A 24,532-nucleotide genomic window follows, 5' to 3' on the forward strand; every position below is an offset into this window, starting at 1 on the left:
CCACCCGACCGTACCATTCAAAAACCACTTAAGTTATTGATAAATAAGCACAAAATCAGATTGATAAAACAGGCTTATTGCCATATGGCTTATTTTTGTGCCACATAACGTTCCACATTTTGCGCCACACGCGCTTTCGGAGCGGTATAGATGACTCGCAAACGCGAAGACAAAAGCCCTAACCGGCACCTCCAGCAACGCAATGGCAATTTCTTCTATAAGCGCCGTGTTCCGAAAGAAATCGCGGCCCTCGACGCCCGTGGCGAGCATATCCGGATATCGCTGAAGACGGATGATATCGCCATCGCCAGAACGAAGCGCGATATTTATGAGACCGCAGATAACGAATATTGGGCCTCCCTTATAATGGGCTTCGAAGGCGACAAAGCGCGGCTGCAATACGCCTCTGCAGTCAAGCGTGCCGAAGCTCTCGGCTTCTCATATAAACCTGCCGCGATGCTTGCGCTTGAACCCATAGAGGCCCTTGCACAGCGTTTCGAAGCCATCCTTGACGTTCGCACCGAAAAGTCTGCGCTCGTGTCCGTGCTCGGCGTTGTGGATCAGCCGGCCGCAACCATTTCGAAAGCGCAGAAAATCTTCCTCGAGGAGATTGTTCCCCACGAGCTGACCGGCAAGAGCAAAGACCAGCGGGAACGGTGGATAGCGAAAAAGAAACGGTCGTTCAAAAACTTCATCGATCTCGTTGGCGATAAGCAGCTTGTTGATATCACGAGGGATGATGCCAACAAGTTCTACAAGTATTGGCTCGATAAGATCGCACCGAAGGAAGGTCGCGGCTCGCACTCTCCGTCGACCGGTAACCGCGATATGGGAAATTTGCGGACGCTCTACACGGCATATTTCACATACATGGGCCAAAAAGATCGCGATAATCCCTTCGATGATCTGAATTTCAGCGAAAAGAAGAAGCGCAAGCGGCCTCCATTCCCCCTCGATTGGATCAAGGAAACAATCTTGGCGCCTGGCGCATTGGCTGGCCTGAACAGTGAAGCGCGGGGAGTGTTGTTGGTCCTGATCGAGACAGGCGCGCGAATGGGCGAGATCAGCAATCTGACCGGGGCCACGATCGATATTGCCAGCAACATTCCCCATATCAAGATTGAGCCTCGCGAAGACCCGGACGATCCACGGGAGATAAAAACCCAATCGTCGATCAGGTCCGTCCCCCTAATCGGTATGGCACTTGAGGCGCTGCGAAAGCATCCAAACGGATTCCCTCGTTACAAAGACAAGGAAACGGTTCTATCCAATACCTTGAACAAGTTCTTTAGGGATAACGAGCTGTTTCCATCTACGAAGCATACGATCTATTCGTTTCGCCACGCATTCGAAGACAGGATGAAAGAGGCGGGAATTGACCACGAATTGCGCAAGATTTTGATGGGCCACACCATTGACCGGCCTGATTACGGGATAGGCGGTTCAATGGAATGGCGCATGCAGGAACTCAGGAAGATTGAGCTATCCTTTGATCCCTCGATTGTCTGACCCTCTCGCGGATCAGCGTCATCTTGTCGATCGACTTCTTGCGGTCATCGATTTCCCGTTCGAGCCTTTCATAGATGGGCAGTAGGCAGTCGAACTCCGGGCCGTGATCAACCATGATTGTAGCCAGGCGGTCGAGATATAATTCTAGACGCTCAATAGTCACCGGCTTGGACGAGGTAGGCTTACCCATTGGGGGTTGACCTCGCGATCGTGTATCCGATACCGGCTTCGCTCAGTATCGTGTGCGGGTGCAAGCGCCTGATCGCCTTTATGTCGCGATAAATCGTCCTCTCGGAGACGCCAAATTGTTGGGCCAAGTCAAGGGCGCGCACCACGTCACCCCAGCTGAGATCGGTTGCCATATGGTCGAGGATATATCTACGCCGCTCCCTGGCGATCGAATGCTGATATTTCCTCTCTCGTGGGCTCGCTCCCTGGTCGGTCATGGCTTGCTCCTGTCGAGCAGTGAGCGAGCCAGCCATCCGAAGTAGAACGCAAGTATCGTCGATACGATTATTGCGACAGGGTCGATTGTCATAATCCACCTCCGGTCATAGCGTCTTTGTGGAGGGTATCTCTGCCCAAGTCAGTAATTTGGATACTTACGCCGCGCCACTCTAGAAGCCCTCGCTTCACAAGTGAGGGGATGACGCGTGTGCTGCCGTCTATGAAACCGCGATCGATCGCTCCGCAATGTTGGTCGCCAATGTATTGAAGGAAAGCCATCTGAGTTGGTGAAAGTCCGTTCATGCCGCTTCACCAAGGTCTTTTTCAGCGATGTGGCAGAGGAAGTCACAAGACGGCGCTATCGGGTTTGTTGTCGGTTGATTGGCAGGGATTTCATCGATGAAAATCCGCTCGTCGTTGATGCGTGACAGACGTACGTCAAGCTTGCGTGAAAGCTTGGCCATGCGTGCGAAGTCTTCGGGATAGGACTTGCGTACTAGTGCCCAATAGTCGGGGCTGGTTGCCTTAACGCAAGTCTTACAGTTGTTGTTGTGGAAGCCGAGCTTGTAAGGGATCGGAATATCAATCCCAGCTTGCTGCACCATTGCTAGAACCGCCTGTTTGGTCAGTCCGGCATCGATGAGCGGGGTGCGAATGGTAAGCTCTGGATAATTATCTCTAAGCTGCTTGGCTCGCTCTACATCCCGCCTATCTGCCGTATACCCAAAAACATGAATATCCGTGGGTCTCTGGAATGCGAGACGCGGCCTGACTTTTAGTTCTGTGGTGCAGCGAGCGCCATTGATCCCGGCAAGCCACCCGGTCTTTTCCCATACATCCCAAGTGTCGGCGTATTCATCCGACTTGATCGAGGTGATGGGGGCGTTGAACCAGCGCACGCAATCCGCCATGAAGCGCTTACTGTCGTCGTGTTCCTGTCCGGTTTCGCAGTAGACGGAGATAGCCTCCCGGTTGTCGGCGAGTGTCATTTTTGCTGCTACTGCGCTGGCGGCACCGCAGGAAAACCAAATGACGGTGCGAAATGCAATCGCAGCGTTGATCTGCTTTTCAGTTGGTTTCATTTCAGAACCTCCAGATAGCAGCGGCGGCGAACCAGGCCACCAAAACAATGATCCACGCGAGCAGCGCTGCCAGAAACGATAATCCCAGAGCGTGAGTGAAGAGATAGGCAAGCAGCCCGACGACAGCCGCGAGCAAAATGTCACCTTGCGTGAAGGTCAGCATGTTTGCGGCCTCCACGACTTCAGCACTTCGACCAGCTCGATCCCCGTGGTTTCGAAGTTACGATGGTGGATGGCGATACCGCCGGCGTCGTTCCACTCTCGCACGTTCTTGTCGTAGTCATCGATCAAGATGTCGCCGGGTGCATGCATGAACAGCGGCTTGTACTTGCTTCCCGACACCGGGAGGATGGTGACTTTGCTCGAAAGATGCTTCCGAACCCACTCACGCTTTTGCCGGGCGACATTTGCGTAATTCGACTTTGAACAAGCGGTGAGGATGATGGGATTGAGCCGCTCGATCTCACAAAAGAAGTCTAGCGCACCATCACAAAGAGGCATGTCGAGAAAATAGGAGGGGTGCGCGTTGATCTGCGACCAGATTTCATCGCCCGCCATACTGCGGTGATCGAGATTAAACGTCGCCGGAAAATGGTAGTCGAAATCGGCCAAAACGCCGTCTAGGTCGAGATATAGGCGGGGGGTCATATTGCCTCCTCGCAGATTGGACGGTTCGCAATTTTCAGTAGTATGTCGGCGTGGCAGGGTTTGCCATCGAGCGCGCACCAACATGCCAAGTTTTTGCCACGCAGCTCGTCGAGGTGGGTGCCAACGTAACTGCGAGACGCTTTGAGAGCTTCGATGTCTGGTGACTTCGCGAGCGCTAGGAGACCTGAGAGCAGTGCAGTGTAGAGATCAACGCACTGTTCTCGATCGCCGTCCTTCCCGACGATAAACGGGTTGCCCCAAGGCCCGGGGCGGGCGACGTGTACCGCCGGCAACCCATTGAGCGCAAGGGAGTGGGCTTCGAGATCAAAGCCTCTCGCACGGGAGAGGCGGATTCGCTGCGGCATAGTCATTGAGGGACCTCCGCCTTAACATCGTCAGCAGTTCGATCGTGCTCGATCGCGTGATCGTGCGACATCGTCCTCCAATCTGGCCAAATACGATTTTCGTTGCGGGTCTGAACTGCCATAATGGTCGCGGAGATTGCTTCTGGCGAATACCCGTGACGCATCGCTCCGTCGAATGCCAAAAGCATCACGTCGACCCATTCTTTGAGGTCGTGAGGGTCCTTCTCAATCTCGATCAATTCCTTGCGGATGTGGTCGAGGTTACCAAGGGTTCTTTCGCCTGGACCGAAGGTCGCCTGTGAAAATGTCGATTGGCGGCGCAGGTGTTGGATGAGATCGAAGATCATTCTGCTGCCCTCAAAGAATGTTCTGGGAGGTTGCCCCACTGTGCAGCCATTGCGCCGGCGATGCCGGGGAAAAATCGCGAGCGTTCCTTCCAGCGATCGGGTCCGGGCGACATACGAAAGACGCGCTGTTCGCGGCCTGCAACGATGTTGGTGGGGACGAGTGGCGGAAGGTTTTTCAGCCATAGGCATGTTCGCTTGGTTTCACCGTGCCCATATTGCCAAGGTTGCACCGACTGGGCCGGTTCGCGATAATTGGTGATCAGCGCCTTGGCGTGGCGGTGCATGACGGGGTTTTCGACACAAATCCGCTCGATCGGCGCGTTCCAAAAATCTGAGAAGAGAGCTGCGCCTTCGCGCAGTTCGGCTTGCATTTGATCGACCGTCTTGCCGGCCGGCGGCGTTGACAGCCACCGCACACCTGAATTGCACAGGCGAGTGCAGGGCGGGTGCGCCACGATCAAAAGGTCCCATCCATCGTTGAGCAATTCGCGGGCGTCGCCGATGATATGCTTGTTGCTCCTGTCCTCGGCCGGAAGTAAATCGCAGGACCAAGCGTCATGACCTCGAACAGCAAAAGCCGTTCTCACAACGCCCGAATATTCGCACGCAACCAAAACGCGAAGCCCGCTCATTGCACGCCACCTCGCGCGTCATGCACTCGCTTCTGAAACCAAAGGGACGGCGGCTGATAAGGCAGCGGACTCATTGGCATGTATGCGCCGACGAAATCGGGGTAATCCTGCACGGTAACCACAACCGGTTGCGGAGCGCCGTCTTTACCTTGGGTGTGCCGATGGAATGTCTCGGCGCCGCGTTGGCGGACTTCAGCTATGCGAGCAGGTATCCGGCTGAAAAGCGCAACCACTTCTGGATTTATCTCGCTCACACCCGTTGTGAGGTTAGAGTTTGTAAGGGCTAGCTCGAGCGGCTTGCGCCAATTAACGGGTGCGCCGGCCGTCCACTTGTAGTCTTGTCCAACGGTATAGTTTCTCCCGCATTCTGTTGCCTGGAACAGGCACGGGTGGAATTCATCATCCTCCTCGGCCCAGTCCGGATGCCGCATTTTCGGGAGGACAAATGATCCCGCGGAATAGGCGACAACCGTGTGAGGCTGCGCCCATTCGGGCAGCGGGCATGAATAGGAATGACCGCAGTAGGTCATGTGGATGGGCTTGGGTGGCCGGCAGGCTTCAAACATGGCGTCAGGTATGCCGAGCGTCATCGGTCTGCTGCAGCTACCGTGCGGGTCCCGAAACACGGCAATCGCGTGCCCAGATATACCGGCCACGATTGCGCCACCTTCCGCACAAGGTTCTACGACAATGTTGTCAGTCATGGCGCCTCCGAACGAGCGCATGTAATCGGTGAGGGGTTGCAACATCCACAGGATGTCAGAACGGAAAGAGGCAAAGCCGCTCTCGAGCTTCCCGTTATCGTCCATGGTTTACCTCGGGGAATGCGTCGTGTGTCACACCGTCAAGCTCGCGGCCGGCGGCTCGCTTTCCGAACCAAGCCATATAGGGGCCGTTCGCATCCGAAGTCGGCTTGTATTCGCCCCACTGCTTGAAGAGAAACGGCACGCTCGCGCCGGCGCATTGATCGCGCAATGATTGAACCCATTTTTGCTGCACCGGCCTCGCACCATGGCCGCTTTCGCCGCCGACAACCACCCAATCGAGGGTCGGATGCATGAAGCCATCTGGAATGCTGCTTAGCCCGTACCAGTCGAGGAAACCGTCAAGCGCCTCGTTAGCGTCGTCGGTAGTGCCCTGCCAAGACAACTCCCATTCATCGCGCCATAGGCGTGGATTAATCGTGTCCATGGAGCCGTCGTTATCAATATCGACGTTGGCCAGGTCGATAGGGCCTAGCAGCGGTTCTGCGCTGATCCACCGGACAGCGGCGGGTGTGTCGAGCAGAATAGGAATGCGCTCTTCGGCCCGCGTCTGATCCTCGACCGACACGCCAAGCCAGACATTTGCAAGCGGATTCGCTGCGGTCTCCTGAGCCGTCTCATAAATGCCATCCGGGTCCTTGCCGCCCCAGATGGACGCTGCCCATTGACCGAGCCGGTCAGCTCGTGCTGGTAAATTCCGGCAGTAGTCCCGCATGCGATCCGGACGCTTCGTCAGCACTTGAAAGACGTGCTGCGGCGCGAGCGTCATAACGGTGAAAATCTTGTCGATCCATTCATCTGGCACGCCCTCGGCGAACAGGTCGCCATGCGCGCAAACGAATATCATGCGGGGGGCTTTCCACCGTAGTGGCTGATTAAGCCACTCTTCGTTGAAGCGAACCTCTCCAGTCCAAACGGGACCGGCCTTCGTATCCTTTGTCAGCCCCTTGCGGGATTTGATGTGCTTGAGCCGCGTTCCTGCCAGCTTCATCGCGTAGCAGTTGGTGCAGCCCGGCGACACGATGCTGCAGCCGGTGATGGGGTTCCACGTCGCATCTGTCCATTCGATCTTGGTTTTGTCAGCCATGCTTTGCCCTCCACAGTGCGAGGGCGACAAAGGCCAACCAAACTAGAAGCGAGATCACGGTGGCTATGGTTACACGCGCTGTGACTTCGAACAGCGGGCCGCATTCAAAGCCACCTTCGTGTTCAGGCTCTTTGTAGGGAATCATGACCACGACCGCCCAAATGAGGCCGGACAAAATGATTGGCACAAGCCATAGATACTGCTGAATGAGCAGAGCCATTCGCGTTCCTTTTCAGTGGACAGTGGTGAAGCGATAAAGACGGTTGAAAAGTGCCTGCCAGGCGTGACGCAGCACGTTGAGTTCCCGATCGGGAACGCCGGCGTATTCTCCGACCGTCACTCGCATGCTGATCTCGTCCATCTGTTCTTCGATGGTCAGATCGCGAACGGCGGAAAGCGTACGTACAGCGTAGTCGTTGAGCGCTGCGGGAAGGTGCGCAGTAGGGTTCATTTGCGCGCACCGTGGTCACTGGCGTTTCCGCTCACGCGAAGGCCGCAGTCGTAATACCCGCTGGCGCAAGAACGCTCCTGGTATGCTTCGAGAGATGTTCCCGTCGCCGGGGTCCAATTGTTGTAGCCGGTAGTGCAGCCGGACAGCTGCAGCGAGGTTACGAAAGCTCCGACGATAAACGCCGTGCCGAGGATATGCTGAAGGGTAGTGCTCATTGTCATCCTCAGAGGTTGCGGCTGGACCAACGCGGGGTGTCGCGCGGTGTAGCCTTCGGATGACGCATATATTTCTATTATAGAAACGACGGTGTCAATAAAATGTTTCGAAAAAAGAAACTTCAAATATGACGATTACGCTGATATGAGTGAAAGGACCTTCGAAAACAGAAACGTTGGAAGCAGAATCAGCGTGTGCGGTTGGAAAGCTTGGTGCCGATCGAGATTATGAGATCGACGATCTTCGCTCGATCTTCATCATCCAATAACTGAGTGGCTTCGATAATCTCAAGCAGCGAGGCCGAAATATCGTGGCGCGGCTTGGGTTGATCCAAGAAGGACTGTTCAAGACGGGCGACGATCTCGGCGTTTATGGAGGATGATATCGCAGCCCGGGACAACTGCTCGTGCAGTTCCACGGGAAGCCGAACCGTCTTCCGTATCCAATCGTCTTGCTTCCCCATGAGGGTCGGCAATAACATCGAAAGTTTCTGGTGTCTTGACACCAAAATGGTGTCAACACATGTATGATGGTCTTTTACTAGGGAGTGCGGCGTAATGCGATCAAGGCGGGAGGCCCTCAAGAGCCTTACACTTGGAGCGGTTTTGATAGGTCAGACCGGAACCACGAGGCAGGCTAATGCTTTAGCCCTGGACGATGAATGTGAGGAATACGCCCGGAGGCTGGCAGAGGCAATGTCGCGCCGGCATGGTGGGGCCTGGACGATTGAAGTTGACCACACTTCCAGATTTGCACTGATTATCCCTGTTCCAGCCGGCGTTGATTAACCTGTCTTCTTCGGGACCATCGTCTGCAATATTTTCATCGACCGATCGCGATCGTCGGGAGACATGCGGTCTATAAGCTCGTTCGCAGAAGGCTTGTCCGGATCGCGAAAAAGCGCCGGTATATCGCAATCCAGCACGAACGCTATACGCTCCAGTAGATCCTGATTATAGCGCTGCTTTCCATTGAGAAGCTTCGATATCACGCTCGTACTTGCTTCAATCCGTGACGCAAGCTCCGCCGAGGTCATGCCTCGATGCTTGAGCCACGACTGAAGATAGAGAGTCGATACGCGCCGGTCTTTTGTTTCTTTGAGTTTCACTGGCATCTTTCGATTATCGCAATTTCGTTAAATTTGGCGATACTCGGAAAAGAAACTTTCAACATGCTCCGCTTGACAAAAAAGTTTCTATAATAGAAACGTGATGTCATGGAGCACGCCCTTACCAAATATCGAATCGAGACCGGCCTATCGTTGGAGGCCTTCGGGGCTTTGATCGGTGCGTCCAAGAGCATGGTTTGGAAATGGGAGGCCGGAGCGGCCATTCCACGCCGCAAGTATCTCGAACGTATATTCACGGTCACTGCTGGCAAGGTACCCCCAAGTGCATTTGTGGCCGTGCTTACTTTGGAGCCGGCACAATGAATTCCTTTTGTGACGCCCTTATCGTTCGTTTTAGCCGGTCACGTCACGCAAATTGCAGGCTATCGACTTTTCGCGCCTCCCGTCACTTCCCCATTTCTGTCCGCGTCCTCCTCCCTGCGGATAGAGACGCGCGCCCGGACTTAGGCCTTTCGTCCGGGCGCGCTCGTCCCTTCGGAGTAAAATCATGACTGTCAGGTTCTCATCAGACAAACAGCGCAACTCGTTGAAAATGGCTTTCCGCGTGTCCGTCGAGCAAGGCGGTGGCGGCAAAATCGTGAGCGAGATGACTCGAGTCACTGCGCCGATGATCTCACTTTACTGCGCATCTCATGAACACGAACGCTTTCCCGGCGTCGATGTAGCACTCGATCTAGACCTAGCCGTTGGCGCTCCAGTTAATGCCCGCGCGCTGGCTTCTGCCCAGGGGTACGAGCTGGTGCCTATGACCGAAAGTGCCGGAACAGGCCGGCTTGGGCTGGGCGATCTCTCCAGTGTGATGCGGGAGGCTCACGATGTGGAGCGGCAAATTGTGGAGGCGCTCGATGATGGCGTCGTAACTGAAAACGAACGGCTGGCGATCACCAAAGACATTCAAGAACTCATGTCCGTGCTGTCCAGCATCCAACGGAAAGTGAGTGGCGCATGAGCAAGTACGGATTGATGAATGTCCCCATGAAGGCCTTGGAGAGCGACGATTGCGCTTGGCCAGTTAATTCCCCGCCACCTGGCGGAGTTTTCATTTTTTGTGCCGACGTTTGTCAAAATGGCCGGCGCTACTGCGAGAAGCATCAAGCGTTGGCCTACCAGCGGGGCCGTTTCATTGCGAGCGAGGCAGCTTAATGGACGCGCATCCGCTTGCCGAGCTGTTTCCGATGATAGGCGATACCGACCTGCAGCAGCTCGCCGACGATATCGCCGTGCGGGGCCAGGAAGAGCCCATTGTCTTATACGAAGGCCGGGTTCTAGACGGGCGGAATCGTTTAAGGGCCTGCGTGCTGGCCGGAGTTGAGCCGCTCACGATGGAATATGGCGGTACCGATCCGCTCGGATTTGTTCTCTCGCACAACCTACATCGCCGTCATTTGAGCGAAAGCCAGCGGGCCATTGTCGCGGCCAATATCGTCGACTGGACCAATGGCACAAATCAATATGCCGAAGGGTCCGCAAATTTGCAGACCCAAAAGAAGGCAGCAGAGCGATTGTCTATTTCCGAACGTGCGATCGCTGCTGCCAAACGCGTGCGCGATCGCGGCGTCGAAGAACTGTCGACTGCGATCCGCGACGGCAAAGTGTCGGTTCACGCCGGCGAGGCAATTTCGCATCTCGCGCATGAGGCGCAGCGGGAAGTCTTGGCGCAAGAAGAGCGAGAAATCATTGCGCGCGCCAAGGCGATCCGGGCGGAGCGTCAGCGCCTCCGCCATGCCGAGCGCCTAGCCAACATGCGCGCGATCGAAACCGCGGGCCATACTACGGCGCCGGGTCGCGTACGCATGCAATATCCCGTGATCTATGCCGATCCACCATGGAAGTTCGACGTTCGCAATGAGGAAACTGGTCGCGAGAAAAGCGCCGAAAACCATTACCCGACGATGGACACAGACGCAATTTGCCAATTGTTCGAAGAAATTGGCTCTCCAGCAACACCTAACGCCGTTCTGTTTCTTTGGGCGACTAATCCAATGCTGCTCGATGGTATTCGTGTGCTGCAGGCTTGGGGCTTTCGCTACATCCATCACTGGGTTTGGGACAAGGAAGTTGCCGGCACGGGGTATTGGGGGCGCGATCGCCACGAGATTCTTTTGATCGGCAAACGCGGAAACATTCCCGCGCCGCTGCCCGGATCGCAGCCTGAGACCGTCTATCGCGAAAAGAAAGGCCGGCACTCTGCCAAGCCCGATTTCTACGCCGAAACGATAGAGCGGCTTTACCCGGATGTTCCTCGCCTCGAAATGTTCTGCCGCAAGCCGCGCCCGGGCACTTGGGACGCGTGGGGATATGAGGTCGGCGAACCCGTCAACGAAGCTGAAAAGGTGGATGATGCGACCAATCAAGATTGATCCCAAACAGCGTCCTACTCACATTGATCCCGGCGTTGCGCCCATGTTGCAATGGGTCCGGATCGATTGTCTCGTCATCGACGACAGTTATCAGCGAGAGCTGAAACCTGGTAACTGGAAGGCAATCAAGCGTATTGCGGCTCGCTTCAAGTGGTCGCGGTTTTCGCCCGTGTTCGTCGCCCCGATCGAGGGCGGCAAATACGCGATCATCGACGGGCAGCATCGCACCCACGCCGCTGCAATGTGCGGATTCGCCGAAGTTCCGTGCCAAATCGTCCACATGACAGCCGAGGAACAGGCCGCAAGCTTCGCGGCGGTAAATGGCATGGTGACGAAAGTCACCGTCTGGCAAGTTTACAAAGCTGCGTTGGCTGCAGGCGAAGATTGGGCCGTCCAGGCCGCACATGTTGCCAGCGACGGCGGTGCAACGCTGATGGACAGCAATACGTCGAGCTATACCAAAAAGCCCGGGCAGATATATGGCGTCACTGCATTTCGGAACGTCATCCATGCGCGCAAGCGCGAAAATATTGTGCTTGCCCTCAGAGTACTGATGCGTGCGGAAGGCTATCGCGATGCTTCTGAGGTCTGGGATATGGGAATTCTATATCCTCTGCTGATGGCGTTATCTGAACGCCCAAAGGCATTGATGCAGCCTGATTTCGTCTCAAAGTTCGAGCTTTTCGACATTTGGTCAGCGAAAGACAGTATCGACGCCGAAACCAAAAAACGGCTGCGTGCTGGACTACCGTATGTCGCCAAGAAGGATCAGCTCGCGGCTGCCATCACTGACTGGATTGACGCGAAGTTTCCCGAGCGCGTTGCCCTGCCTGCGATGGCATCGGCATGACCAGGTTAATTCCGGACTACTCGCCTCGGATGTTGAAACGATTTTTGCACCTTGGCGCTGACTACCGTTGGCTTTCGGCTCCTCTCAACGGTGGGCAGGACGCGACGGTGAAGCGATACAAGAATGACATGCGGCGCGCCGCCGGCGTGTCGGTGGCTGAGTTTGAGGACGCGTGGGCCGGACGGCTCAAGACAGCCTCTCCCCGCAAAAAACTATGGGCGGCGCTAAACGTTCGGCCCAACGATCTCGGCGTTCTCCTTCTCGATGATGGGAGTCAGGAGGTGATCGAATGACCGATCTACCTTCTGAGGATGAAGTGGCAGGGCGTGCGGAATACGATTGGCGTCCCTTTGGGAAGTTGCTGCGCGCGCGTCTCAATGATGACGGGCGTGGTTATAGGGCGCTTGCTCATGTCATTGGTGTGACGTGGACTGACCTATCGCGCGTGACGTGCGGCCAAGCCGTGGCCGCGCACAAGGTCATCGCCATCTGTGACTGGATGGGTATCTCGTTTCGCGCCTTCTACATTCCTCCAATGAATTCAGACTGTTGCAGTGAGTCGCGTGTGAAACGTTCTGCGCAAATTAGCGGTGGCAGACGATGAGGTCGGAGGCGGCAGAACTTCGAAAAATCCGAGATCGTCTCGATGCTCTGCATCCCGCGCGATGGTCGTTGGCGGCGGATCGCGACATCACCTTTGTAGAGTCAAGGCTGGATAGCGGCGAACTGGTCGAGGTCGCGCGGTTCCATCGCGGCGCTTCATCAGATGAGATTGATTTCGTCGTCAATGCGCCCGCCATGGTCGGTTTTCTTCTCGGTCTTGTCGATCGGGCCATCACGGCTGCGCGAGGGTCGAGCGGCGCGCCCGCAAAGCGCGAGCCAAAGGATTTCGCGGCGGAAGCCGCCATGAAATGCGAGGAGCCCGCGTTCCGGGTTTTCCTCGAACAATGCCACGGTCTAGAGCGTCCTTTGACCAAAGATCGCGTGGCTCAAAAGTTGCGTACCGTACTCTGTGTTTCCTCCCGAAAAGAACTCAATGACAGTGAAGCTGCGGCGGATCGGTGGCGCAAATTGCGGGCCGATTTCGAGACGTGGCGGAAAGCAAGCCGATGAACGAAGAGGCGACAATCCGGCGTGGTGTGCGCAATGCACGCTATAGCACCATACCAAACCACGTCTTCGAGGATACGCGCCTCAGCATGGCCGCGCGGTGGCTGCTTGGCTATCTCTTATCCAAGCCTGACAACTGGACGGTCATCGTCGGCGACGTGGCCAAAAAGGGCGGGTGCGGTCGGGACAAGGCCCGCACGATGATCAAGGAGCTAGTCGACTGCGGTTACGCGGAAAAGGACCAAGCACGCGAAGGCGGTCGCTTTGGCGCGATGTCGCTTGTCATCTACGATGAACCGACGGGAGGTGTTGCATCTTTACCGCAGACTGAAAAACCGTCGACGGTGAATCCGTCAACGGTAAAACCGTCGACGGTGAATCCGACACTAGTAAATACTGATGATCAAGTAATTACTGACGATAAGGTTGAGAGAGAATGCGCGAGCGAGGATGAGGGAAGGGAAGGGAATGCAAAGGCCCTTGAACGTTCCTTCTTCCGGTTGGTGAAAGGTTGGCCAGGGTCTCAGGGGATGCCGACTGGTGAGGCAAGGAAGCTTTGGGCGGACCTGACTGAGGAGGATCGACAAACGGCTCAGCGGCGGCGGGATGCGTGGTTCAACATGTTGCGCAGCCAGTCGAAGAAGCACTTTCCAGCACCGTCCACCTATCTGAAGGATCGCCTTTGGACCGATATCCCCGATGAGGCACCTGCCGCCAAGCCGATAAGCGTTGAGGCTCGCCCCTTCGGTCCAACATGGGCAATCGAGCGTTTCCGGCGACTTCTTGCTGGTCCACAAGATTTGCCAATGTTCACGTTCATCGAAAAGCAGATGATTGCGGCGAACCCTGATCGGGAAGCGGCGATGCGCCGGGAGAAGCAGATCAAGCTCGGCTGGCCGTTCGTGAACCGAATGCATGAGATGGCGACCCAGAGACAGGGTGTCATGGTGCTTTCGGCGTTGGACGATCTCAAGCCATTGGTCGAGGCAGTTCCCGTCGCGAGTGAGCTATTTGATAGCTGGAAGACATTCCACGAGTCGAAGGGATGGCCGTGGATACCAGACCCCGGAAACCAACCTGTCGTCTATTTTCCTGTCGGAGGACCGGAAAGACTGAAGGAATTTGAGCAGGCAATTCGGGGAACGGGAAATGATGGCGATCGATAGGAAAGACCTCGAACGGGCAGCAGCGATCAATCTTGATCGGGCTTGGATTGCCAGTGATAGAGCGCGGGAACGCAATGCCAGGCAGAACAGGTTTCTCGCTACTGCGGCCGGGTCAGACGAATCGCTTCGGGCGTGGTTTGTGGTCACAACGCCGAATAACCAAGAAAAGGCTGTGCACAAACGGCTGCTCGACGCTGGCATTCAAGCCTGGTTGCCGGTCGAGATCGAGCAAATCCCAAGGCGGGGAAGTAGGCCGGCGATGACAAACGAGCGGGTCTGCTGGCCTGGCTACATCTTCGTTTTCGTTGTCCCCGTAGCCGAAAGTTGGGCGGGGTTGGCGGGTATTAAGGGTGTTGCTAGCATCCTCACGGATGGCAAAACCCCTGTCGCCTTGAAGGACAAGGAAATCAATCGTCTCAAAGGCTTAGTGCTATCAGGTGAGATATTTCGAAAAGAGAAAAAGGATGTTGGTGAGTATCAAGTCGGTGAACGCGTTCGCGTCGTCGATGGACCTTTTGCTTCGTTTCCAGGTGTTGTAGAATTCTGCGAACCGGACGTTGAGACGGTGCGAGTCGATGTCCTCATTTTTGGGCGTGAGACGCCCGTCTGGCTGGCACTTGATCAAATCAAAAGAGTCAGATAGCGAATCCATCCAGACGACCCGTAGACTGTGAAGCGCAAAGCTTCCGAGACGGTGAGCTGCCATCACGGTAGGGCTCCCTGCGGACCTAAAGAGAAGCGAATGCCAATAGGCGAATAGCTTCTCCACAAGTGCGAAGCCATGGAGGCTTCGATCTCATGCCAAAACTGACAGCGCTCAAGCCGGTTCTCAAACCGCTCTCTCATCGTGTCTCCAAGCTTGGGGCTTACGAGAATGAGCAACAGCGGTTTCGTCAACGCGACGAGAGCCAGGCATATCGCAAATGGTACAAGACCGCGCGTTGGCAGAAGCTACGCATGTCGGTTCTCGTGCGGGACCTGTTCACCTGCCAAATGGTGGGATGCGGACGCATCATGGCCGACACGTCGAAGCTGGTGTGTGACCACAGAACTCCGCACCGTGGCAGAGAAGTGTTGTTCTGGGATGAGCGCAACCTCCAGTGCATCTGCAAGGAGTGCCACGACAGCATCAAGCAACAGGAAGAGCAAGCAACGCTCCACCTGCGCGGTAATTGGGATTGATCTTCATGAGATGGACCAAGGGTGAACCCGAGCAGGCGATGGCTGATCCAATCCTTGTCTCGCACAAGGAACATGGCCTAATGCTTGCGACATGGCAGGAACATCGCGGCTCTTATATCGGCGTGAAGGCGACGGGCGATACTCACGCACCGTTCTTTCATGGCATCATCGAGAGCGGCACCATAACCAAGTGGTTCAAGCCGTCGACCTAATCAGGACATCGGTGTATGCCTCGGTACTGCGGGCGCAAATGCTCGCGACGGAAACGGCCTCCGATGAAGAGGTAAGCACCTTTAGCGCCATCGGTGCGTAGGTTCTCGTCAAACGGGTTCGCCGACGACGGTTCTTTTGCATTCGGTATAGCGACGACACGATGCAGGGATAGCGCCCTGCCTGCACCAATGTCCTGACATCACTACCGGGGGGCGGGTCAAAAGTCTGGTAAGACCGATCCTCCTAGACCCGCGTCCCCCTCATTCGGAGATTTTTTTCCCGTGAGCGAAGAAAAATCAGCCAGCGCAAGCGACGTTGATCTGTTCGGAGCGCCGATTACGCAAATACGCGAACGGTGGGGAAGGGCGTCGTTTGCCAAAACAAAGGAAAATCAGGAGCTTGTATCGCTACTCCGCGCAGCCGGCTGGTCGCAAGGCCGGATTGCTCGGTATCTCGGCTGCGATGAAAAGACGTTGCGAAAACATTTTTCCCGAGAGCTGGAAGATGGTGCTGATCTGATCGAAGGCATGGCCTTGGAAGTCACCCTGAAAAAGATGCGCTCCGGTAATTCAGTCGCAACAAGTCGGATCTTCGAAATCATTGATAAAGGCCGCGTCGAACCGCCAGCTCCGAAGACGAAGCCAGAGGAAAAACGTGAGCAGCAGCTCGGCAAGAAAGCGCTGGCAAATCTTGAGGCCGAGACAGCTCACGAAGAGTCTGGGTGGGGTGAGTTGCTCAATTGACCGAAACGACCGAATGGAATTTCGCGTGCCCCGATTGGATTGATCGGCTGAAGGAAGGCCGCTCGCTCGTCCCAACCTTGCCACTCGACGAGACCGAGGCCAATCGAGCCGCGAGCATCTTCAACAAGCTGCGTTTGCCCGATGTGCCTGGACAGCCGGCGATGGCAGACGCTGCCGGTGACTGGCAGCGCGACATCGTTCGCAACGTTTTTGGTTCGCTTGATCTATCTGGACGCCGCCTCGTTCAGGAACTCTTCGCATTGGTGCCGAAGAAGAACTCGAAAACGACGGGCGGGGCCGGCATCATGATGACGGCATTGCTGATGAACCGTCGGCCGCGAGCGGAATTCATCCTTGTGGGTCCGACGCAAGAGGTTGCCGACCTCGCGTTCCAGCAGGCGACCGGCATGATTGAGGCCGATCCTGATGGTTATCTGCAGAAACGTTTCCAGGTACAAGAGCACCTCAAGACGATTGTCGATCGGCGGTCGAAAGCGAAGCTGAAAGTAAAGACCTTTGATCTGAAAGTTATGACCGGCGCAAAGCCCGCCGGCGTACTCGTCGATGAAATCCACTTAATGTCGTCGATGTCGTTTGCCTCGCGAGTTATTGGCCAGATACGCGGGGGAATTATTGCCAACCCCGAAGCCTTTCTGATTTTCATCACTACGCAAAGTGACGAACCGCCGGCGGGCGTATTCAAGTCTGAATTGCAGTACGCGAGAGGTGTCCGAGACGGGCGAATTACCGATGAGGTTCGAACGCTGCCGATCCTCTACGAATTTCCGGAGGCGATGCAGATCGCCGAGGACAAGCCGTGGCAGGACCCGAAGAACTGGCCAATGGTGCTGCCTAATCTTGGCCGATCAATAACGATCAAGCGTCTGATTTCAGACTACCGCACCGCCAAAGAAAAAGGCGAAGAGGAGGAACGGCGGTGGGCGTCTCAGCACCTCAATGTTGAGATCGGGATGGCACTTCACTCTGACCGTTGGATCGGCGCGGATTTCTGGTTGGCTGCGGGAAATGCGAAGGTCACGCTCGAACATGTTTTGGAGAACTGCGATGTCGTCACTCTTGGCATCGACGGGGGCGGACTGGACGATCTCTTGGGGCTGGCAGCATGCGGACGGCACAAGATTACACGGCAGTGGTTGCTCTGGACCAAGGCATGGGCTCATCCCGAGGTGTTGAAACAGCGCAAAGAAATCGCCGAGACGCTTCGTGGTTTCGAGAAAGATGGTGACCTGGTTATCTGCTCGATGCCGACGCAGGACCTGATCGAGGTCGCTGACATCGTGGAGCGGGTTCGCCGCGCTGGACTATTGCCAGAGCAACATGCAGTTGGGCTCGACCCCTACGGCATCGCAGCGCTCGTTGACGAACTTGATCTCCGCGGCATCAACGGAGAAATGCTCGCTGCAATCGGTCAAGGCACGCGGCTTTCTCCTGCAGTTTGGGGGATGGAGCGGAAGTTGAAGGATGGAACACTCATTCATTCCGCGTCCAACCTTATGACCTTTTGCGTGGGGAACGCGCGCGCGGAACAGCGTGGCAATGCGATCCTTATAACCAAGCAGACCGCCGGCAAGGCCAAAATCGACCCGCTCGTAGCATCGTTCAACGCTGTAATGCTCATGAGCAGAAATCCCGAAGCCTCCGGAGCTGGTGAAGACAGCTTCTTCAAGAGTCTGGAAAGTGCCGTATGAACCTGTTTCGCAAAATGGCCGATTTGGTACGCACCCTCTCGATGCGGCAGCCCCAGGACTGGAATGGAGTACAGCAGTCGTCCGACGCGGGTGAGACCGTGAATGCGCAATCGGCTCTGTCTCTTTCCGCCGTTTGGGCGTGCGTTAATCTACTATCAGGTACGATTTCATCGTTGCCGTTGATGGTTTACAAAATCGATTCCAGCGGAAATCGCGTGGTCGATCCCTCTCACCCGCTTTATCGTCTCCTGCACGATAGCCCGAACTACGATCAGACAGCAGTTGATTTCTGGGACTATATAAATTCGAGTATTGAACTTTGGGGCAACGGGTACGCTCGGAAAGTGCGGTCAGGCGCTCGAATTGTCGGCCTCGTGCCGATCAATCCTGAGTGGGTGAACGTCCGTCGGCTTTCCAACGGCAAAATTGAGTATCGCTGGACGCAAGATGGCAGGCAATTTGTAGAAACCGACGAAACTGTGCTGCATATTCGTGGGTTTGGTGGCGAACCTCTCGGTGGCATGTCGACACTGCATTTTGCCAGGCAGGCGTTTAGCCTGGCGCGAGCGACCGATCGGGCCGCCGGAGAGACGTTCAAGAATGGTATGCGGCCGTCGGGCGTGCTCACATTCGAAAAGTGGCTTTCGCAAGAACAGCGTGATCTGGTTGAGAAAAAGCTGCCGGAAAAATTCATTGGGAGCATGAACGCGGGAAGGCCGCTTATTCTCGAAGGCGGTACCACATGGCATCAGCTCACCATCAATCCCGAAGACGCGCAGATGCTGGAGTCCCGTTCGTTCTCGGTAGAGGAAATCTGCCGTTTCTTCGGCGTGCCACCCTTCATGGTCGGCCACACGGATAAGGCTACCAGTTGGGGCACCGGCCTCGAACAGCAAACGCTCGGTTTCCAAAAGTTCACTCTTCGCCGCCGCTTGAAGCGCATCGAGCAGGCGCTCGAAAAGCAGTTGCTCACGTCGGCCGAACGCGCCAACGGCATGACCATTGAATTTAGTCTTGAGGGCCTATTGCGTGGCGATAGTAAAGCGCGCGCCGAATTCTACGCCTCCGCTCTCATGAACGGATGGACGACCATCAACGAGGTTAGGGCTCTCGAAAACTTGCCACCTGTCGAGGGCGGCAATGTTCCCCGCATGCAGTCTCAGAATATCCCGATCACCCAAACGCCGCAGCCTGCGGCCCTTGCTGCTCCACAGGCCACACAGGAATAAGAACCATGAAAACCAAGGATTTTGCCCTGCAGGTGAAAGACCTGTCGGAAGACGGCACATTTGAGGGTTACGGCTCTGTGTTCGGCAACGTGGACAGCTACGGTGAGAAGGTTATGCCGGGCGCATTTGTCGAGAGCCTGGCGCGCCACAAGCGCGAGGGCAGCAATGTCCTCATGCTCTGGCAGCACAACGCGGATGAGCCCATCGGTGTCTGGGAAGACTTGGCCGAGGATGCGAAAGGGCTCTGGGGGAAGGGCCGTTTCCTCCTCGATATCCAGAAGGCGCGCGAGGTTTACACGCTCGCCAAGCACAAGGCGATCGGCGGCCTGTCGATCGGCTATCGGGAGGTCGAGACCGAGCCGGATGGAAACACTCGGCTGCTGAAGAAGCTCGAGCTTTATGAGATCAGCCCGGTGTCGTTCCCAGCGAACCGCCGAGCGCGGATCGAAGGCGTCAAATCAGAACGCATGGAAGAGATCGCCCGCCGCTTCCGCGATGGCGACCCCATGCCGATCAAGGATTTCGAGGAAGTTCTGCGCGAAGCAGGGTTCCCGAAGAGCATGGCCACTGCGATTGCCTCGCACGGCTATGCCAAGGCCATTCGGAGCGAGTCCGAGGGCAGTCAGGCAAACGACGCGACCGCGCTCCTCAAGGCGCTGCGCGGTTAAATCCCAACCACTGTCCAGAAAGGACAACTGCAATGACTGAGAAAACAGCAATCGAAATGGCAGCCGAAATTAAGGCTGACCATCAGAAGGCGTTTGACGCTGTAAAGGCGATCGCCGAGGACGCGCTTGGCAAGGTAAAGTCCGGCGAAGAGTTGACGACGGCTGCCAAGGAAAAGGCCGACGAGGCTCTTCTCAAGATGAACGGCCTCACCGCTCAGATCGCCGAGATCGAGCAGAAGCTCGCTCGTTCCGGCAACGAGGACGACAAGGACGGCGAAAAGTCCTTCGGCGAGCAGTTCGTCGAGAACGAGGGCATCAAGGAATTTGCGGCGTCCGGTTCGCGCGGCAAGGCTGACGTTCGCTTCAAGGCGACGATCACCTCCGCAACGACCAATGCTGCCGGTTCTGCGGGTGCTGGCGTCCAGAATACTCGACTGCCGGGCGTCCTCGAACTTCCGCAGCGCCGTCTTACTGTTCGCGATCTGCTCAGCCAAGGCCGGATGGACGGCTCGACGCTCGAGTATGTCCGCGAGACGGGCTTCGTGAACAATGCGGCTCCCACCGCAGAAAACACGGCCAAGCCACAGTCTGATCTCAAGTTCGATCTGGTCCCCACCTCGGCGAAGGTCATCGCTCACTGGATGAAGGCCTCGCGCCAGATTCTCGATGACTTCTCGCAGTTGCGCTCGATCATCGACAACCGCCTGCTTTACGGCTTGGCCTATGTCGAGGAAGCGCAGCTCCTCAACGGTGACGGCACCGGCCAAAACTTGAACGGCATCATCCCGCAGGCCACTGCCTACGCGGCGCCGATCACTCTGCCGGCACCGACCAGCATCGACATGATGCGTCTTGCCATGTTGCAGGCGGCGCTCGCTGAATACCCGGCAACCGGCCACGTTATGAACCCGATCGATTGGGCATGGATCGAAACCCTGAAAGACAGCGAAGGCCGTTACATCATCGGCAATCCGCAGGGCACGATTTCCCCGACGCTCTGGGGCCTCCCGGTTGTTGCAACGCAGGCGATCGCAGTCGACAAGTTCCTCACCGGCGCATTCAAGCTCGGTGCCCAGGTCTTTGATCGCTGGGATGCCCGCGTCGAGGTCGGCTACATCAACGACGATTTCACCAAGAACCTTGTCACCATCCTCGGTGAAGAGCGTCTCGCTCTGGCAGTCTACCGTCCGGAAGCGTTTGTCTATGGCGATTTCGGCCGCGTGGCCTGATCCAAGGTCGGTTGATCACAGTGGGCGGCTCCGGTCGCCCACTTCATGAACCGAAGAAGGAGGCTCCAATGAAATTCAAGGTTTTGCGCCATCATATTGGTGATCAGGTCTACAACGTCGGCGATATCCGCGAGGCGCGTGAAAGCGATGTCAAGCATCTCATCGGCAAGTCGCTAGAGCCGCTGAACGGTTCGAAGTCGGAACCGGCGCCAAAGAACAAGGCCGTTAAGCGCGCGCCGAAGAACAAGGCCGCTCCGGTCGCGCCCGTAAGCACTACCGAAACGGAGACGGGCGGGGCCGCTGGCTAATGGACATTGTTCTCGTCAAAGCGCCGACGGCGGCACCGGTCAACCTGGCTGATCTGAAAAAGCACGTCATCGCGTCGGATTTCACCGATGATGACGATATTCTTCAGATGTACCTCGATGCCGCTGTCAACCATATGGACGGCTATTCGGGCGTCCTCGGTCGTGCGCTGATGACGCAAGAATGGGCGGTGCAGGCTTGCGAATGGCGAGCCTGCTTCACCATGCCCATGAAGCCGGTCAAGGGCGTCGCTCTCAAGTATTTTGATGAGGCGAACGTTGAGCGCATAGTTCCGGACACGTCCTACCGTCTATCTGGCGAGACTTTGTGGCTCGATAGCAGTTTCACACGTCCGTCGCTCTACGCGCGCGGAGACGCGATCTCCGTCGTGTTCACGCTTGGCGAGGATGATCCTGCAGACGTGCCGGCGGCGATCAAGGCGGCAATTCTGCTCATGGCTGCCGGCTTGTATGCCAACCGCGAGCAAATCGGCGGCCAGGCTTACGAAAACCCGGCGTTCGATCTGCTCATCTCGCCCTATCGCCGGATGCATCCATGATCGGCGCGGGCCAATTAACGCGCCGGGTTGTCGTCCAGCGATTTACCTCGACGACCAACGCCTTAAATGAACCCGTCAAGACTTGGCAGGATTTCATCAGCTATCGCGCGCAGCGCAAGGATGTGTCTGACGGCGAAAAGTATGCTGCTGGCCAAGTCGGTGCATCGCAGATCGCGCGGTTTCTCATTCGCTCCACCAACGATAGCCGAACCATCACGCCAATCGACCGGCTGAGCCACGAGGGCACAATCTGGGAAATCACGGGTGTCAAAGAGGCTGACCAAGGTCGCAATCGCTTCATCGAGATCACGGCGACACGACGGAGCGAGCCATAATGGTGCGCAAGGTGAGGGTCGATGGGCTAAGCGAGCTTGATAAGGCCCTTGGCCAACTGCCCAAATCAACGGCAAAGGCCACCCTTCGCCGTGTGCTAAAAGAGGCGGGAGAGCCAATTGCCCGAGCAGCTCGGCGCAAGGCGCCGACGCTGACCTTTCATTTGAGCGAAAGCATTGATGTCTCGACGAAGCTGAATCGCCGGCAGCGCGCATTGCACAAGGAAGAAGGCGGCAAAGCCTTTCAGGAAATGTTTGTCGGAACCAACGACCCTGCAGGTGTGCAGCAGGAATTCGGCAACGAAAACCATGTCGCTCAGCCATTCATGCGACCTGCATGGGATGCTGAACAACAGAACGTGCTCGATCTGATCGCCAATTCACTATGGGGCGAGATCGAAGCGTCTTCCAAACGTCTGGCAAAAAAGCGGGTGAAGTAAATGGAAGAGGCCTTGATGGGTCTGCTGCTGGCTAACGCCGGCGTGAGCGCCGCTTTGTCGAACCGGATCAACTGGGGGCGCAAGCCGCAGAGCGACCTCGGTCTGCCTTATGCCGTGCTGCAGAAGATCAGCGGCCTACCCGATATCCATATGCGCGCGCCCTCGGGCTTGATCACGAGCCGCATCCAGGTCGACATCTACAGCGAAACCTATACCGCGATGCTGGCCGCCTATCGCGCTATCCTCGCCCTTTTGTCAGGTTATTCCGGTACCGTCTCCGGCACCAATTTTCAGGGCGTCTTTCTTGACGCCGATCGCGATCTACCCGCTGCGGATGCGGGCGAGGTGAACAACCTATTCCGCAAATCCCTCGATTTTATCATTTGGCACGATTAGGAGATACCAATGGCCGAAACTGGAGCAATGATTGGCTACGGCAGTATATTTGCCATGGCAGACCCCGAAGCGCCCACCGTGTTCGAGGACATCGCGGAAGTTTATGACATCACGCCGCCGTCCGACACGGATGATCTCGTGGATGCGACCCATATGCAGAGCCCGAACCGCACCCGCGAATTCATCGCCGGCCTGACCGATCCAGGCGAAGCATCGTTTGAAATGAATTTCATCCCCGGTTCCGCTGCCGATCTCGCGATCCAGAATGCCAAGGGCAAGCGTAAGATTTGCCGCATCACGTTTCCCAACGGCGTCACCTGGACGTTTACCGGCATCCGCCAGGGTTATGAACCGGCGGTTCCGACCGAAGACAAGATGACGGCGACGGTGACCTTCAAGGTCTCTGGTCCGCACGTCAACGGCGCGACGCAGGCTCCCGCCAACACGCTGCTTCCGGCGATCAGCGGTGTTGCGCAGGTTGGCCAGGTGCTTTCGGCTTATGCAGGTGCGTGGAGCTATTCGCCGTCGTTCAGCTACCAGTGGAAAAAGGCAGGCGTGAACATCGCCGGCGCAACGGGCCCAACGTACACCCCGGTCGTCGGCGACGTTGGGGCGGCGATCGCCGTCGCAGTGACTGGCACAAATTCGGCCGGCAATGCCACAGCGACGAGCGCCGCCACGGCCAACGTCATCGCAGCATAGGTGACGCATGGCCAATCCACATCGCGGGCAGGTGGCGTTCAAAGCAGGAGATAGTGAATATACGCTATCATTCTCGATCAATGCCACCTGTGAGTTGGAAGATCACTTTGATTTGCCCATCGGGAAAGTTGCCGAGAAGTTGCAGAAAAATCCCGCCGAGGTGCGCATGAGTGATCTGCGCGCCTTCATCTGGGCGGCACTGCGCGACAATCACCCCGAGGTTGATATGATCGAGGCGGGAAGGATCGCGACTGAAGCCGGCGTCAAGCCGGTCATCACCGCGATAACGCAATGCTTCATCGCAGCGTTTCCGCCGGCGGAGGCTGCGAAAAAGCCGGACCCCAGGAGGGCAGCGAAGGCATAGACTGGCTTTCGCTGCAATCAAACTGGGTGAGCGTCGGCGAGAGAGGCGATCTCTTCTGGCGTCTCACCCTGCGTGAAGTCAAAAACATCCTGCTTGGTCATGAGAAGCGGCGAACGCGCGAGCACAACGAGCGCGTCTGGACGGTCTGGCACATCGAGGCGCTGCAGCGCTCCAAAAGACTCCCCAAACTTAAAGATATGCAAAGCGGCGCGGCCGCTGCGCCGAAACGGCGTCAAACCGTAGAAGAGCAGATTGCCATTGCGATGCAATGGACGGCGGCTCTGACGCGGCATTGAT

General features: G+C 56.6%; 38 protein-coding genes. 23 read left to right on the plus strand and 15 right to left on the minus strand.

Features of this window, described 5'->3' with window-relative positions:
* Positions 1–150: 150 nt before the first annotated feature.
* Positions 151–1,509, plus strand: coding sequence for a DUF6538 domain-containing protein (locus tag BLR72_RS21810; protein ID WP_091951991.1), 1,359 nt, complete (start codon positions 151–153; stop codon positions 1,507–1,509).
* 182 nt (positions 1,510–1,691) lie between these two features.
* Here BLR72_RS21810 and BLR72_RS22340 read toward each other — a convergent pair whose 3' ends face one another.
* The 14 genes from BLR72_RS22340 to BLR72_RS21885 form a co-directional block, all read right to left on the minus strand.
* Positions 1,692–1,955 (minus strand): helix-turn-helix domain-containing protein, encoded by a 264-nt coding sequence (locus BLR72_RS22340; protein WP_210183747.1) that lies wholly within the window; start codon positions 1,953–1,955, stop codon positions 1,692–1,694.
* Between the two features lie 300 nt (positions 1,956–2,255).
* Complete coding sequence (locus tag BLR72_RS21825) at positions 2,256–3,038, minus strand: hypothetical protein (RefSeq protein WP_091951997.1); 783 nt, start codon at positions 3,036–3,038, stop codon at positions 2,256–2,258.
* A gap of 1 nt (position 3,039) precedes the next feature.
* Positions 3,040–3,201: a hypothetical protein gene (locus tag BLR72_RS22590; RefSeq protein WP_175492433.1), complete on the minus strand. Its 162-nt coding sequence runs from the start codon at positions 3,199–3,201 to the stop codon at positions 3,040–3,042.
* Positions 3,195–3,650: a 5' nucleotidase, NT5C type gene (locus BLR72_RS21830; RefSeq protein ID WP_210183748.1), complete on the minus strand. Its 456-nt coding sequence runs from the start codon at positions 3,648–3,650 to the stop codon at positions 3,195–3,197. The genes BLR72_RS22590 and BLR72_RS21830 overlap by 7 nt, the downstream gene beginning before the upstream one ends.
* A 32-nt stretch (positions 3,651–3,682) precedes the next feature.
* Positions 3,683–4,057: a DUF4326 domain-containing protein gene (locus BLR72_RS21835; RefSeq protein ID WP_091951999.1), complete on the minus strand. Its 375-nt coding sequence runs from the start codon at positions 4,055–4,057 to the stop codon at positions 3,683–3,685.
* Positions 4,054–4,398, minus strand: coding sequence for a dATP/dGTP pyrophosphohydrolase domain-containing protein (locus BLR72_RS21840; RefSeq protein WP_091952002.1), 345 nt, complete (start codon positions 4,396–4,398; stop codon positions 4,054–4,056). Before BLR72_RS21840 ends, BLR72_RS21835 begins: the two co-directional genes overlap by 4 nt.
* A complete protein-coding gene (locus BLR72_RS21845; protein WP_091952003.1) occupies positions 4,395–5,030 on the minus strand; it encodes a hypothetical protein in 636 nt (211 codons plus the stop codon). Before BLR72_RS21845 ends, BLR72_RS21840 begins: the two co-directional genes overlap by 4 nt.
* Positions 5,027–5,839, minus strand: coding sequence for a hypothetical protein (locus BLR72_RS21850; protein ID WP_091952005.1), 813 nt, complete (start codon positions 5,837–5,839; stop codon positions 5,027–5,029). Before BLR72_RS21850 ends, BLR72_RS21845 begins: the two co-directional genes overlap by 4 nt.
* Positions 5,829–6,881, minus strand: coding sequence for a DUF5131 family protein (locus BLR72_RS21855; protein WP_091952006.1), 1,053 nt, complete (start codon positions 6,879–6,881; stop codon positions 5,829–5,831). Before BLR72_RS21855 ends, BLR72_RS21850 begins: the two co-directional genes overlap by 11 nt.
* Positions 6,874–7,101: a hypothetical protein gene (locus BLR72_RS21860; protein WP_091952008.1), complete on the minus strand. Its 228-nt coding sequence runs from the start codon at positions 7,099–7,101 to the stop codon at positions 6,874–6,876. Before BLR72_RS21860 ends, BLR72_RS21855 begins: the two co-directional genes overlap by 8 nt.
* Before the next feature lie 12 nt (positions 7,102–7,113).
* Positions 7,114–7,332, minus strand: a complete 219-nt coding sequence (locus BLR72_RS21865; RefSeq protein ID WP_091952010.1) for a hypothetical protein — start codon at positions 7,330–7,332, stop codon at positions 7,114–7,116.
* Complete coding sequence (locus BLR72_RS21870) at positions 7,329–7,547, minus strand: hypothetical protein (RefSeq protein WP_091952012.1); 219 nt, start codon at positions 7,545–7,547, stop codon at positions 7,329–7,331. The genes BLR72_RS21865 and BLR72_RS21870 overlap by 4 nt, the downstream gene beginning before the upstream one ends.
* Positions 7,548–7,735: 188 nt before the next feature.
* Entirely contained in the window at positions 7,736–8,029 is a 294-nt protein-coding gene (locus BLR72_RS21875) for an Arc family DNA-binding protein (protein WP_091952014.1), read from the minus strand.
* 303 nt (positions 8,030–8,332) lie between these two features.
* Complete coding sequence (locus tag BLR72_RS21885; protein ID WP_175492434.1) at positions 8,333–8,656, minus strand: helix-turn-helix domain-containing protein; 324 nt, start codon at positions 8,654–8,656, stop codon at positions 8,333–8,335.
* Between the two features lie 508 nt (positions 8,657–9,164).
* Between BLR72_RS21885 and BLR72_RS21895 the strand changes: the two genes are divergently transcribed.
* The 5 genes from BLR72_RS21895 to BLR72_RS21920 all read left to right on the plus strand — a co-directional run bounded on the left by BLR72_RS21895 (position 9,165) and on the right by BLR72_RS21920 (position 12,491).
* Positions 9,165–9,626, plus strand: coding sequence for a phage regulatory CII family protein (locus BLR72_RS21895; protein WP_091952022.1), 462 nt, complete (start codon positions 9,165–9,167; stop codon positions 9,624–9,626).
* A gap of 193 nt (positions 9,627–9,819) precedes the next feature.
* Positions 9,820–11,037, plus strand: a complete 1,218-nt coding sequence (locus BLR72_RS21905; protein ID WP_091952026.1) for an MT-A70 family methyltransferase — start codon at positions 9,820–9,822, stop codon at positions 11,035–11,037.
* Positions 10,976–11,887: a ParB N-terminal domain-containing protein gene (locus BLR72_RS21910; protein WP_175492435.1), complete on the plus strand. Its 912-nt coding sequence runs from the start codon at positions 10,976–10,978 to the stop codon at positions 11,885–11,887. Before BLR72_RS21905 ends, BLR72_RS21910 begins: the two co-directional genes overlap by 62 nt.
* Positions 11,888–11,916: 29 nt before the next feature.
* Positions 11,917–12,180 carry a hypothetical protein gene (locus BLR72_RS21915; protein WP_139202564.1) on the plus strand — a complete coding sequence of 88 codons (264 nt, stop codon included), beginning with the start codon at positions 11,917–11,919 and terminating at the stop codon, positions 12,178–12,180.
* Positions 12,177–12,491 (plus strand): hypothetical protein, encoded by a 315-nt coding sequence (locus BLR72_RS21920; RefSeq protein ID WP_091952032.1) that lies wholly within the window; start codon positions 12,177–12,179, stop codon positions 12,489–12,491. The genes BLR72_RS21915 and BLR72_RS21920 overlap by 4 nt, the downstream gene beginning before the upstream one ends.
* Before the next feature lie 158 nt (positions 12,492–12,649).
* Here the strand turns inward: BLR72_RS21920 and BLR72_RS22595 are convergent, their stop codons facing one another.
* A complete protein-coding gene (locus tag BLR72_RS22595) occupies positions 12,650–12,841 on the minus strand; it encodes a hypothetical protein (RefSeq protein ID WP_175492436.1) in 192 nt (63 codons plus the stop codon).
* A gap of 155 nt (positions 12,842–12,996) precedes the next feature.
* Here BLR72_RS22595 and BLR72_RS21930 point away from each other — a divergent pair, with 155 nt between their 5' ends.
* From BLR72_RS21930 to BLR72_RS22010, 17 genes are all read left to right on the plus strand, one after another.
* The gene (locus BLR72_RS21930; protein ID WP_091952036.1) at positions 12,997–14,163 is read left to right on the plus strand and encodes a helix-turn-helix domain-containing protein; all 1,167 of its coding nucleotides are present in this window, start codon (positions 12,997–12,999) and stop codon (positions 14,161–14,163) included.
* Positions 14,147–14,806 carry a transcription termination/antitermination protein NusG gene (locus BLR72_RS21935; protein ID WP_091952038.1) on the plus strand — a complete coding sequence of 220 codons (660 nt, stop codon included), beginning with the start codon at positions 14,147–14,149 and terminating at the stop codon, positions 14,804–14,806. Before BLR72_RS21930 ends, BLR72_RS21935 begins: the two co-directional genes overlap by 17 nt.
* A 155-nt stretch (positions 14,807–14,961) precedes the next feature.
* Complete coding sequence (locus BLR72_RS21940; protein ID WP_091952041.1) at positions 14,962–15,345, plus strand: HNH endonuclease; 384 nt, start codon at positions 14,962–14,964, stop codon at positions 15,343–15,345.
* A 5-nt stretch (positions 15,346–15,350) separates the two neighbouring features.
* Positions 15,351–15,557, plus strand: a complete 207-nt coding sequence (locus BLR72_RS21945; RefSeq protein WP_139202565.1) for a hypothetical protein — start codon at positions 15,351–15,353, stop codon at positions 15,555–15,557.
* 282 nt (positions 15,558–15,839) lie between these two features.
* Complete coding sequence (locus tag BLR72_RS21950) at positions 15,840–16,301, plus strand: hypothetical protein (protein ID WP_091952045.1); 462 nt, start codon at positions 15,840–15,842, stop codon at positions 16,299–16,301.
* Positions 16,298–18,010: a terminase large subunit gene (locus BLR72_RS21955; protein ID WP_091952047.1), complete on the plus strand. Its 1,713-nt coding sequence runs from the start codon at positions 16,298–16,300 to the stop codon at positions 18,008–18,010. Before BLR72_RS21950 ends, BLR72_RS21955 begins: the two co-directional genes overlap by 4 nt.
* Positions 18,007–19,239: a phage portal protein gene (locus BLR72_RS21960; RefSeq protein WP_091952049.1), complete on the plus strand. Its 1,233-nt coding sequence runs from the start codon at positions 18,007–18,009 to the stop codon at positions 19,237–19,239. Before BLR72_RS21955 ends, BLR72_RS21960 begins: the two co-directional genes overlap by 4 nt.
* 5 nt (positions 19,240–19,244) lie before the next feature.
* Positions 19,245–19,907 (plus strand): HK97 family phage prohead protease, encoded by a 663-nt coding sequence (locus tag BLR72_RS21965; RefSeq protein ID WP_091952051.1) that lies wholly within the window; start codon positions 19,245–19,247, stop codon positions 19,905–19,907.
* A 32-nt stretch (positions 19,908–19,939) separates the two neighbouring features.
* A complete protein-coding gene (locus BLR72_RS21970) occupies positions 19,940–21,136 on the plus strand; it encodes a phage major capsid protein (protein ID WP_091952053.1) in 1,197 nt (398 codons plus the stop codon).
* Positions 21,137–21,204: 68 nt separating this feature from the next.
* Positions 21,205–21,444 carry a hypothetical protein gene (locus tag BLR72_RS21975; protein ID WP_091952055.1) on the plus strand — a complete coding sequence of 80 codons (240 nt, stop codon included), beginning with the start codon at positions 21,205–21,207 and terminating at the stop codon, positions 21,442–21,444.
* Complete coding sequence (locus BLR72_RS21980; protein WP_091952057.1) at positions 21,444–22,001, plus strand: head-tail connector protein; 558 nt, start codon at positions 21,444–21,446, stop codon at positions 21,999–22,001. Before BLR72_RS21975 ends, BLR72_RS21980 begins: the two co-directional genes overlap by 1 nt.
* Positions 21,998–22,336: a phage head closure protein gene (locus tag BLR72_RS21985; protein WP_091952059.1), complete on the plus strand. Its 339-nt coding sequence runs from the start codon at positions 21,998–22,000 to the stop codon at positions 22,334–22,336. The genes BLR72_RS21980 and BLR72_RS21985 overlap by 4 nt, the downstream gene beginning before the upstream one ends.
* A complete protein-coding gene (locus BLR72_RS21990) occupies positions 22,336–22,773 on the plus strand; it encodes an HK97-gp10 family putative phage morphogenesis protein (protein WP_091952061.1) in 438 nt (145 codons plus the stop codon). Before BLR72_RS21985 ends, BLR72_RS21990 begins: the two co-directional genes overlap by 1 nt.
* A complete protein-coding gene (locus BLR72_RS21995) occupies positions 22,774–23,169 on the plus strand; it encodes a tail completion protein gp17 (RefSeq protein WP_091952063.1) in 396 nt (131 codons plus the stop codon).
* Between the two features lie 9 nt (positions 23,170–23,178).
* Positions 23,179–23,871 (plus strand): phage tail tube protein, encoded by a 693-nt coding sequence (locus tag BLR72_RS22600; RefSeq protein WP_175492437.1) that lies wholly within the window; start codon positions 23,179–23,181, stop codon positions 23,869–23,871.
* A 7-nt stretch (positions 23,872–23,878) separates the two neighbouring features.
* Complete coding sequence (locus BLR72_RS22005; RefSeq protein WP_091952065.1) at positions 23,879–24,235, plus strand: GTA-gp10 family protein; 357 nt, start codon at positions 23,879–23,881, stop codon at positions 24,233–24,235.
* A 26-nt stretch (positions 24,236–24,261) separates the two neighbouring features.
* Positions 24,262–24,531, plus strand: coding sequence for a hypothetical protein (locus BLR72_RS22010; protein ID WP_091952067.1), 270 nt, complete (start codon positions 24,262–24,264; stop codon positions 24,529–24,531).
* The last annotated feature ends 1 nt before the right edge of the window (position 24,532 follow it).

It is taken from the genome of Phyllobacterium sp. YR620, assembly GCF_900104165.1.
Taxonomy (GTDB): Bacteria; Pseudomonadota; Alphaproteobacteria; order Rhizobiales; family Rhizobiaceae; genus Phyllobacterium; species Phyllobacterium pellucidum.